The 10,919-nt window shown below is 59.1% G+C and carries 5 protein-coding genes and 1 pseudogene; 5 read left to right on the forward strand and 1 reads right to left on the reverse strand.

Translation table 11 applies throughout. The annotated features are described in order from the left end of the window. Window positions 1-59: 59 nt before the first annotated feature. The 4 genes from M9Q49_RS28565 (at window position 60) to M9Q49_RS28580 (ending at window position 9,976) form a co-directional block, all read left to right on the forward strand. Entirely contained in the window at window positions 60-3,041 is a 2,982-nt protein-coding gene (locus M9Q49_RS28565; protein ID WP_254512715.1) for a cohesin domain-containing protein, read from the forward strand. Between the two features lie 132 nt (window positions 3,042-3,173). Further along, window positions 3,174-8,375 (forward strand): beta strand repeat-containing protein, encoded by a 5,202-nt coding sequence (locus tag M9Q49_RS28570; protein WP_254512716.1) that lies wholly within the window; start codon window positions 3,174-3,176, stop codon window positions 8,373-8,375. Between the two features lie 100 nt (window positions 8,376-8,475). Next, a complete protein-coding gene (locus tag M9Q49_RS28575) occupies window positions 8,476-8,937 on the forward strand; it encodes a hypothetical protein (protein WP_254512717.1) in 462 nt (153 codons plus the stop codon). A gap of 10 nt (window positions 8,938-8,947) precedes the next feature. Then, a complete protein-coding gene (locus tag M9Q49_RS28580) occupies window positions 8,948-9,976 on the forward strand; it encodes a DUF1559 domain-containing protein (protein WP_254512718.1) in 1,029 nt (342 codons plus the stop codon). A gap of 134 nt (window positions 9,977-10,110) precedes the next feature. Here the strand turns inward: M9Q49_RS28580 and M9Q49_RS36235 are convergent. After that, a pseudogene (locus M9Q49_RS36235) lies at window positions 10,111-10,224 on the reverse strand (helix-turn-helix domain-containing protein); the annotation flags it as partial. Between the two features lie 388 nt (window positions 10,225-10,612). Between M9Q49_RS36235 and M9Q49_RS28585 the strand changes: the two are divergent. Further along, on the forward strand, window positions 10,613-10,912 hold the full coding sequence (locus M9Q49_RS28585) for a hypothetical protein (protein WP_254512719.1): 300 nt from the start codon (window positions 10,613-10,615) through the stop codon (window positions 10,910-10,912). Window positions 10,913-10,919: the final 7 nt, after the last annotated feature.

Below are 10,919 nucleotides of genomic sequence, written 5' to 3' on the forward strand. Positions count from 1 at the left end.
GGACGTTTCTGCCGCGGCCCAAGGTTTATTCTTGCGCTGAAGACTTCTAGGGAATCGAGATGCCTGCCTCGAACGGAATCAAGCATCGTCGTTTGCGCTTGGAATTCTTGGAGCAGCGGAGCTTGCTGGCCGGCGATCTGCGGTTTGTTACGTACAACGTCCATGCGACCGACAACAGCTTTGGCCGAGGCAATGGTTTGCCGGCGAGCGATCTGGGAACTGTGTTGCAGGCGATTGGGAATGAAGTGACCAACGGTCTCGCGCGCCCCGTGGATCTGGTTGCACTGCAAGAAGTGCGGAGCCAGGCGACCACCACGGCAGACGCTGTTATTCAGCTGAATGCGATCTATGGTGCGGGCATTTATGCACGCGGCTCGCTCAACGGTAGCGGCAGCGGTGCAGATACGGTGGGATTTGTTTACAACACGCAAACGCTCGATCTGCTCGATGAAGTCGGGATCGGAGTGGTTAGTTCCAGCGGACAACCCCGACAAACGCTCCGCTATCACATGCGGCCGGATGGCGGCAGCGCGGCCACCGAGTTTTATCTGTATGTGAGTCACTACAAGTCGAGTGACGGCGATGAGGAAATGGCTCGTCGCGCAATCGAGGCCGCGGCAATCCGCGCCGATGCCGACGCGCTGGGCCAGGGCGTGAACATCATCTACGCAGGCGATTTCAATCTGCAGGGGAGCAGCGAAGCGGCGTACCAGACGTTGTTGTCGGCGGGCAATGGCCAGGCGTTTGATCCGATCAATTTGCCGGGGGCCTGGCACAACAACAATTTCTTCCGCTCGATTCTGACGCAAACTCCGGCCAACAATCCCACGAATCAGAATTTCACCGGCGGTGGGCTCGATGACCGTTTTGACTTTCAGCTGATGTCGGGCGAATTGACAAATGGAACCGGCCTGGAGTACCGCGCTGGTTCGTATCACACGTTCGGCAACAACGGCAGCCTGGGAGTGAATAGCAACATCAATGACGCAGGTAATGCTGCGCTGCCCGGTCTGGCCAATCGCACCACGATTTTGAATCTGCTCACGACGGTCTCGGATCACTTGCCGGTGGTTGCCGATTACTTTGTGCCGGCCGCGGCAACGGTGCAGTTCACTGCAGCGACTCAGACAGCAAGCGAAGGAACGACGAGCATCACGATTACCGCTCAGCTGTCGGCAACGACGACTGCCAACGTTGCCGTTCCCTTCACGCTGAGCGGCACCGCGAGCGGAAATGGGACAGATTACACGCTGGCGACTGCGAGCCCGCTGATGATTGCGGCAGGAAGCCTGGCCGCGTCGATCACGATCAACCTCGTGAACGACACGCTCGACGAACCGAATGAAACCATTGTCGTGACGATGGGCACGCCCACGAATGCAATTGCGGGCGCAACGACAGTTCATACAGCGACCATCATCGACAACGATCTGCTGCGAGTGACATCGCTTACGCCAACGGCGAGCGGGTTTCAGGTGAACTTCAATGGCGTGGTGAATACCACGAGCGTCAATCTTTACGACCAGAACGGTGTGTATGGTGCGAGCGATGTGACCTTGGTCGGCGCAACGACGGGTAGCATTCGCGGTTCGCTAATTTGGAATGCAACGAGAAACCAAGCCACGTTTGTGCGGACCGGCGGCTATCAACTGATCAGCAATTCATTCGGCACGCTGCCGGCGGATACGTACACCATCACACTAAGCAGTGGCGAGGCGGGCTTTGTCGGCGCGCAAGGAGATCAGCTCGATGGCGACGGCAATGGAATTGCCGGTGATTCTTATCACGCGAGTTTTGTGGTCGCTCCGGCGGCTGCGAATACGGTGACGCTGAGTCTGCCCGATTTCGCGCGCGGATTTGGCCAGGCTGTGAACCTGCCAGCCGATACGACGGCTGGCATTCCGCTGACGATCAGTCGCGGCGCGGGTTTAACGAGCGTGGCGTTTACGCTGCAGTACGACTCGTCGTTGCTCACCATCAGCAGCGTGACCAAAGGGATCGGCGTGGCTGCGGATGCTCTGTTGAGCACGGCGGGTTCGACGCCCGGTCAACTCGTCGTTTCGTTAACTAGTGCGACCCAACTTAGTTTTATCAACGCGCCATTCACGCTGTTGAATTTGGTTGCGAGCGTTCCTGCGACGGCGGCATACTCCGCGAAACAGGTCCTCATGCTCAGTGCAGCGACGGTCACTGCCGGCGCGACGAATCTGCCGGTTGCAGTCGACAACGGTGTGCATGTCGCTGCGTTCTTCGGCGATGTCGATGCCAGTCGCACGTACAACGTGGTCGATCTGCCCGTGCTGCAGCGGGCGTTGACGGGTACCAATTCAGGATTTGGAGCCTATCGCGATCTGGATCCCGTGATCGAGGCCGATCTCAGCGGCGATGGCGAAATCAAATCAGACGATGCAGCCCTGATCTATCGTTTGCTGCAGTCCTTGCCGGTTAGCACCATTCCTGCCTTACCAACAGGCATTGTCACTCCGCCGCCGACGGGGACCGATCCGCGAATTTCCATTTCACGCGATTTGGTTGCGCGGGTTGGCGAGTTGATTGCAGTTCCAATCTGGCTCGAGGCCACCGATCCACAGCCGATCAGCGTGCAAGCGGCCGACGTGACGCTCCAGTACGACTCTGCCGCCCTCAGCTTGGTCGGCGTGCGAGGCGGCTCGCTCCTCAGCAGCGTGGCGCGAACGTACGGTCCAGCACGATCAGGGGAAATCGAAATTCGAGCTTGGAGCAGCAACGGCGCGACAGAACTGACAACCGGAGAACGCGGCACGCTGGTGGTACTGGAGTTTCTCGTGGCCAGTGAAGTAGCGGGAACGAGTTCACTGAATCTCGTGCCGGGCCGAGGAACGCGCACCGCAATTTATGACGCGCAGCTGACGTCGCTGGTACTGCAGCCCGAGCCAACTTGGGACGCCAACGACGAGACCGATGGGCTGCTTTCGATTCTGGCCGCGGAGCAATCGCTGCAGCAACGGAACTCGCAATCACGCCCGATTCAGGGGCCAATACCGCTGTTTTCTCGCCAATAAGACGCGTCCGGGGGCAACTTCATTGATTCCTAACATGACCTTCATTCCTGCCTAGTTTGAATGGAAGTAACTAGGTGAACTTTCAATTTGCCCCGCTAATCCCGCCGAAATTCCCGACCAGGACTCGCTCCCATGACCGTTCGCTCCCTGTTAGCTCCTCTGTCTCGGACCTCGCGCAAACGGCGGGCTGCCGAACGTATTCGACAAACTCGCCGTCGGTTGTTTGGGGGCTGCGAACGCTTGGAAGATCGGTCGCTGCTGGCCACCGTCTCGATTCCGACGAATCTGACTGCCACCGATGTCGATCCCGGAACGGAAGGCATTCAGATTGACATCCCCGTCAACTTCACCGTCACCGAACCGGCAGGAGTAGCCATTTCCGGCTTGGATGTAACTTTCAATTTCGATCCAGCCAAGGTGACGATACCTGGTTCGCAGTCGGCGCCGACGAACGTGACGGTAGGCAGTCAGTTGGCCGCTGCGGGCTTCAGCGGAGGTTACGTTATTCCGTCAGCAGGTACGCTGCAGGTTACCGCTTCGACGGGAAGTCAAACTTCAGTCTTATCGCAGGGAACCACGATCACACTATTCACGATACGCGGCACGATTGTCGACGGCGCGACGGGGACGACGCGGTTCAACTTGCGCAGCGGCCTCTCGGTGGTTGATTCGGATTTTAACGATCTGACTCTGGTTCCAGCCGCGACGAATGCGAACACCGACGCGGTCGATGGCTTGATGACGATCTCGGCAGTGGTGAATAACCCTCCGGTGAACACCGCCCCGGTGGGCATGGTGCCGGGAACCGAAGACACACCGCTGGCGATCACCAGCATCTCGGTGAGCGATGCGGACGCGAGCGACACACTGACGACAACGGTGTCGGTGCCTGACAATACCTACGGCACGTTTACGGCGAGTGCCGGCAGCGGTACCGCGACGGTTTCGATCTTGAATGGTGGCACCCAGGTGCGGATTGTTGGCTCGCAAGCGAATGTGAATGCCGCGCTGCAATCGCTCATCTTCACGCCAGCGCTAAATCGGGCCAATCCGCCGGATAGCGCGACGACAATCACGGTGACGACGACGGATGGCATTGCGACCGACACAGATAGCTTCAATGTCGGCCTGTCGGAAATCAACGATCCTCCGATTGTGGGCGCCGATGTGCTGCCGAATGTCAACGAAGATTCGGCGCCGATCGTGATTCCTGTCGCCACGCTGCTGCTGAATGACAATGCGGGTGCGCCCAACGAAAGCACGCAAACACTGACAATCTCGTCGACGTTCACCAACGTGGTGGGCGGAACGGTGCAACTCGTCGGCACGGATGTGATCTTCACACCGACTCCCAATTACAACGGGCCGGCGTCGTTCCGCTACACAATCACCGACAACGGCAAGAATGGCGGCTTCGATTCGCCGCAGTCGGGTTCCGGCACGGCATCGTTCAATATCGTTGCTGTGAATGACCGGCCGACCTTCACGCCCGGGCCTAACCAAGTGGTGCCGTTTGGCACGAACACGCAGCAAACCGTGAACGGCTGGGCGACCGCCATCACGGCGGGTGGCGGCGAAACGCAGACGTTGACCTTCAACGTATCCAACAACAGTAACGGGCTGTTCACCAGCCAACCAACGATTTCGCCGACCGGTGTTTTGACCTACACGCCGACTGGTGTGGCCGGTACCGCAACCGTCACCGTCGTGCTGATGGACAACGGTGGCATCGCGAACGGCGGCCTCGATTCCACCTTACCGGTCACGTTCACCATCACGGTCAACTCACCCGGCAACGCGCCGACGCTTAACGCAATCGGCAATGTGACGATCAATGAAGGTGCCGGGCTGCAAACGGTCAACCTCAGCGGCATCACCGACGGCGGCGATCCGACCCAGCAGGGCATTTCGATCTCGGTGAGCAGCACCAACACGGCGGTTGTCCCCACACCGACGGTGAACTACACGTCGCCGAACAACACCGGCACGCTCACGTTCACGCCCCCGACCGATGCCAATGGTACGTCGACCATCACGGTTACGGTTCGCGATTCCGGCTTGGATTTGATTCCGGGCAACGCCGACGATTTGACGACGATTCGCACGTTCACGGTGACGGTCAATCCCGTTAATGATGCGCCGAGCTTTGTAATCGGTGGCAATCAAACGGTGAACGAAGACGCCGGGCCGCAATCGGTCCCGGGCTTTGCCACGGGCATTTCGCGCGGACCAGCCGACGAAAGCACTCAAACGTTGAACTTCACGCTCTCGGGAAACAATAACCCGGGGCTGTTCTCCTCGCCTCCGACGATCGCTGCCGACGGCACGCTGACTTACACACCGGCCGCCAACGCTAATGGCACGGCGACGATTTCGTTCACCTTGTCCGACAACGGCGGCACGGCGAACGGCGGGGTTGATACGAGCCTGCCGCAGTCGTTCACGATCACGGTCAACCCCGTCAATGATCCACCGACCATTTCGGTCCTCGGCAATCAAACCGTGGGCTTCAATGCTCCGGCCCAAACGGTGAATGGCTTTGCCAGCGTCGTTTCGGTGGGTCCGAACGAAAGTGGCCAGACGGTAACGTACAACGTTACGGTCAATACCAACGCGGGTCTCTTCTCGAGTGCTCCGACAATCGACGCGGCCGGTGTCTTGCGATACACGCCCGCTAGCGGCCAACAGGGAACGGCCTCGATCACCGTGGTGGGCGTCGACAACGGCGGCACGGCGAATGGCGGCAATGCGACGAGTGCACCGGTGACGTTCACCATCACCGTCAATGCACCGCTGGTGAACAGCCCGCCGACCATCAGCCCGATCAGCGCTGTGACGATCAACGAAGACGCCGGTTTGCAGACCGTCAACTTCAGTGGCGTGTCGTACGGCGGCGATGTGCCGGCACAAGCGATTGCCATCTCGGTGAGCAGCAGCAATCCCACGCTCATTCCCACGCCGAACGTGAACTACACTTCGCCGAATGCGACGGGGAGCTTGAGCTTCACGCCGGCTGCGAATCTGAGCGGCACTTCGACCATCACGGTTACGGTGCGTGATTCCGGCATCGATCTGATTCCCGGCAACGCCGACGACGGCAGCGTGACGACGACCTTCTTGGTCACCGTAAATGCCGTCAACGACTTGCCGAGCTTTGTCGTTGGGGTCAATCAAACCGTGAATGAAGATGCCGGGCCGCAAACGGTCGCAGGCTTCGCGACGAGCATTTCGGCCGGCCCTGCCGACGAAATTGGCCAGGCACTAACGTTCAACATCGCGACGAACAGCAATCCTTCGCTGTTCGCGGTTGCTCCGGCGATTGCCGCCGATGGCACGCTCACTTACACGCCCGCCGCCAACGCGAATGGCAGTGCCACGATCACGGTCACACTTTCGGACAACGGCGGTGGCACGAATACGACCGCCCCGCAAACGTTTACGATTACCGTGAATCCAGTCAACGACGCGCCGTCGTTCACTGTCGGCGCCAATCAAACGGTCTTCGACAACGCAGCACTGCAAACGATTTCGAACTGGGCAACCGCGATCTCGGCGGGGCCGACGAACGAAGCCGGCCAACTCGTCACGTTCAGCGTGACCGCCAACTCGAACTCCGGCCTGTTCGCTGTGCAACCGTCGGTGGCCAGCAACGGCACACTGACTTTCCGCCCCGCAGCGGGCTTCACTGGCACGGCGACGATCACGCTCGTCGCGCAAGACAACGGCGGCACCGCCAATGGAGGTGTCAACCAAAGCGCGCCGCAGTCGTTCACCATCACGGTCAATCCCGCGCCGGTCAATCAACCGCCAACGCTCAATCCGATCACTAGCATTTCGGTGAATCAAAATGCCGGGCCGCAGTCGGTCAGTCTCACCGGCATCACGGCTGGCGGCGAATCGCAGACCATCGCGATTTCGGCAACGAGCAGCAATCCGGCGCTGATCCCCAATCCCAGCATCAGTTACGTTTCGCCGAATACGAACGGCACGCTGGTCTACAACGCCGGGGCTCAGATCGGCACGACGACGATCACCGTCACCGTTCGCGATGCGGGCTTCGACGGAATCTTGAACAATGTCGACGACGGTGTGACGACGCAAACGTTTACGATTCAAGTCGTCGACGTGAACGATCCGCCGGTGGCCAACGATCAGACGTTGTCGGTGCAGTTCAACACGCCGGTCAACGGCGTGCTGACTTCGAGCGATCCTGATGGTCCAGCTCCGGCTTACGCGCTTACTTCCGCGCCGTTGCTAGGCACGATTTCGAACTTCAATCCAGCCACGGGCGCATTCACTTACACTCCGCTGACCGGCGCGACCGGCCTCGATACGTTCAGCTTCAGCGTGAGCGACGGCCAGTTCAGTGATACCGGTGTGGTGCGATTGGCCATTCAAGGGTTGACGTCGGTTGTCACGCCCATCGATGGCGACCTACTGGTGATCGGTACCCCGAATCGCGACATGATCATCATCACGCCGGTTTCGGCGGGAGTGGTTCAGGTTCGCACCGACTCCGGTTCTGGCTATTACCCCGTCGGCAATCGGCTGATCGTCAATGCCGGCGACGGCAATGATTATGTCGTCGTCACGAACGTCAATTCTCCGATGCAGATCGATGCCGGCAGCGGCGACGATTACATTTCGACCGGCATGGGCGACGACGTCATCATCGGCGGCGCGGGCAACGATCAAATCAATGCCAGTGGCGGCAACAACATCATCTGGGGCGACAACGTCGGTGAAGAGGACTTGCCCACGGGCGGCAACGATACGCTCAGCAGTCTTGGTGGCAACGACGTGATGTACGGCGGCGGCGGCAACGATCAGATCTTCCCTGGTGCTGGCGATGATTACGTCAACGCGGGTCAGGGGGACGATCTGGTTTCGGCCGGCATGGGCAACGATCGCGTCTTCGGCGGGCTCGGCAACGACTCGCTCTACGGCGATGAAGGCAACGACCTGCTGGTCGGCGGTGGCGGCAGCGATACGCTCGTCGGCCGCAGCGGCAGCGATGTGCTCATCGGCGGCCTGGGTGCCGACACGCTCAATGGTGAGGATGGCTCCGATATTCTCTTCGGTGGCAACACAACGAACGCCGCAAGTTCGCTCGCCGGCGATGCCAATGACCTGGCGCTCCTGGCAATCCTCAACAGCTGGGCAACTTCACGTCCGGCAGGACTTCTCTCCGGCAGCAGCGCGGGGAATGACGGCTCGGTCGATTCGCTCAATGGCTACACCGGCGACGACGATTTCTACATGAGCACCGGCGATACCCTGGGCGATTTCAACATGCCGTTTATGGGGACCGATCGGCTGTTCAGCGTATTGTGAAGAATGGATGAACAAGCCTTTGGGTAGTCCCCCCTGATCGTTAAGCTGACACGACTGTTTTGATCGATTTCATCTGGCAAGCATCGAGTATCTGAACATGATGTTCCGTTTGCCAGGATCTTGGATTGTCGTGTTGGTCGTGTGTGGTGCGCTGGCCGGTTGCGGACCGGCGCCAGCGGCGCGACTTCCCTGCGTACCGACGCAAGGGGAATTGTTCATCGGCGGTCAGCCTGCGAGCGGCGCCGAATTGTTATTTCATCCAGCCGATGCGAACTCAGGGCGCTGGCTGGCCGGTATGCCGCATGCCGTGGTCCGCGCCGACGGCACATTTGCCGTCGAGACTTATGAAACAAAAGACGGCAACGCCGATGGCGCTCCGGAAGGGGAGTACGTCGTCCTGGTGAAGTGGATGACGCAGCCCAGCACGCCACAAGGTGAACGGCCTCGTGACGATCACGCTTCGTACGATCGACTCATCGGCAAGCACTACAACCCTGCCACGGCCACGTTGCGAGCGAAGGTTGCCATGCCGGAAACCAGGCTGCCGCGTTTTCAACTGTAGGATCCTGCCGATGAAAAACCGCCCTCAGCACAGAACGGCTTTTACGCTCGTTGAATTGCTCGTCGTCATCGCCATCATCGGTGTCCTCGTGGCACTGTTGCTGCCCGCCGTCCAAGCTGCGCGCGAGGCTGCACGGCGAATGCAGTGTTCCAACAATGTGCGGCAGATCGGCATTGGGCTGCACAATTTTCACGATACGTATCAGACGTTGCCGCCAGGTCGCATCAAGGAATATGGCAGCACGCTCCCGTCGCAGGCGCATATCAAGTTCAGCATTCCTGGCGTGGGAACGACTGACCAGCGGCACAGCTGGGCAGTTTTTCTACTGCCGTTCATCGAGCAGAAGAACCTCGCCGACAAATACTCACTGCAAATCGACTGGCGCGTCGCGCCGAATGAAAAGGTCTATGCCGAACATGTGAAATGCTTCTCGTGCCCTTCGACGCCGCAGCCGAAACGCTTCGACGATTTCACCAGCAACGGCGTGACCGTGCACGCCGCCTGCGGCGACTACGGCCTGGCCAATGAAATCAACTCCGAGGAGCTCTTCAATCGTGCCTTGATCGACGAACAATCGGCCAAACTGCCTTACGGCGTCATGCTGCTCAACGGCCGTCCTGGTCCTGACCTGGCCGTGCTGATCACGGCTGGCAAACGCGATGCGAACGAATACAACCGGTTGCACAATTTCAAAGACATCACCGACGGGCTATCGAACACCATGTGGATCGTCGAAGATGCGGGTCGGCCCTTCGCCTACATCACGGGTCAAAAAAAATCGACACTGGCCAACGTGCAAGGTGGCGCCTGGGCCGACGATGAGAACGAATTCACGCTCGATGGTTATCATCCCAACGGCATGACCAAGTTCGGCCCGTGTGCGGTCAACTGCAGCAACGACAACGAGATCTACGGCTTTCATCCAGCCGGCGCCAACGTTCTCTTCGGCGATGGTTCGGTCCGGCTGCTGCAAGCCAATACCGACATCCGCATCGTCTCCCGCTTCATCACCCGCAGCGGCGGCGAACTCGTACCGTAGAGCTCATTGGCACGCGGCTGATCGAAAACGTTTCCAGAGGCCGTTGAGAAACGACGACGTTTTTGGGCGCGATGCGAGCCGCAGGATTCATCGCACCGCGCGAGTTGATTCGATTCGCGACGCTGTTGCTTCACGCGTCGCACCCATGATTCCGACACGCCGAAGCGAACCGCCACGACACGCGTCCCCTCACCCGCATCACACGCGGCAAGAATCTCCGCGCGAATTTCCACCGCAATTGGTTCCATCAGACCACCTCCTGGAGATGGTCTCTAAATTACCGACCTTACCTAGCTGGCGCTAGATGGATTGTGGAAACGCACTAGCCGCGGTGGTGGGATCAATCTTCGCCGCATTCGGCTTCAGGCCTTGGCAATATCTAGGGCTTGCAGCTCTGGTCTCAATTTCTATTGGCGCATGGATTCGGCTGAACTATCGACTGAGTCACGGCAGATAAGGCCCGCCGAGTCGGCAAGGCAATTGAGGCAGTGAGGGTAATGCTTGCAAGTCTTTTTGGAGAAAGCGCAGCCAAGGAATTTGATGCGGTTCCGAATAACACCGAATTCCTAGCAACTCATCTAGAGTCGCTAGCGATGCGAATTCACAACGACATGATCCGAATGGACTAGAGGCACCATGCTCTGCAAATTCACTGTCGGCGGTCCCGAAGATGACACCGAGCAAGACATTGCCGACGAAATCAACGAAGTGCGCTGCACCGGGTTAACTCGCGGCTTCGCTGATCTTTATTCCCGCGATCTGCAAAACCCTGCGCAATTCCTCTACAGCGGCACGGTGCCGGTCGAAGTCATCCCGCCCGGTGTCGAGATTCTGGAAGGACACGAAAACATCGATGACGTTCCCCTGCCGGACTGGGCGCAAGGCAAAGAAATGTACGACTTGATTACTCTGCAGCCGATCAGGCCACAGAGTTGATTTGATG

The organism is Anatilimnocola floriformis (assembly GCF_024256385.1).
Taxonomy (GTDB): Bacteria; Planctomycetota; Planctomycetia; order Pirellulales; family Pirellulaceae; genus Anatilimnocola; species Anatilimnocola floriformis.

Coding starts and splice junctions, on each gene's coding strand:
- M9Q49_RS28565 (WP_254512715.1), top strand. CDS start 60: ATGCCTGCCTCGAACGGAATCAAGCATCGTCGTTTGCGCTTGGAATTC.
- M9Q49_RS28575 (WP_254512717.1), top strand. CDS start 8,476: ATGTTCCGTTTGCCAGGATCTTGGATTGTCGTGTTGGTCGTGTGTGGT.
- M9Q49_RS28570 (WP_254512716.1), top strand. CDS start 3,174: ATGACCGTTCGCTCCCTGTTAGCTCCTCTGTCTCGGACCTCGCGCAAA.
- M9Q49_RS28585 (WP_254512719.1), top strand. CDS start 10,613: ATGCTCTGCAAATTCACTGTCGGCGGTCCCGAAGATGACACCGAGCAA.
- M9Q49_RS28580 (WP_254512718.1), top strand. CDS start 8,948: ATGAAAAACCGCCCTCAGCACAGAACGGCTTTTACGCTCGTTGAATTG.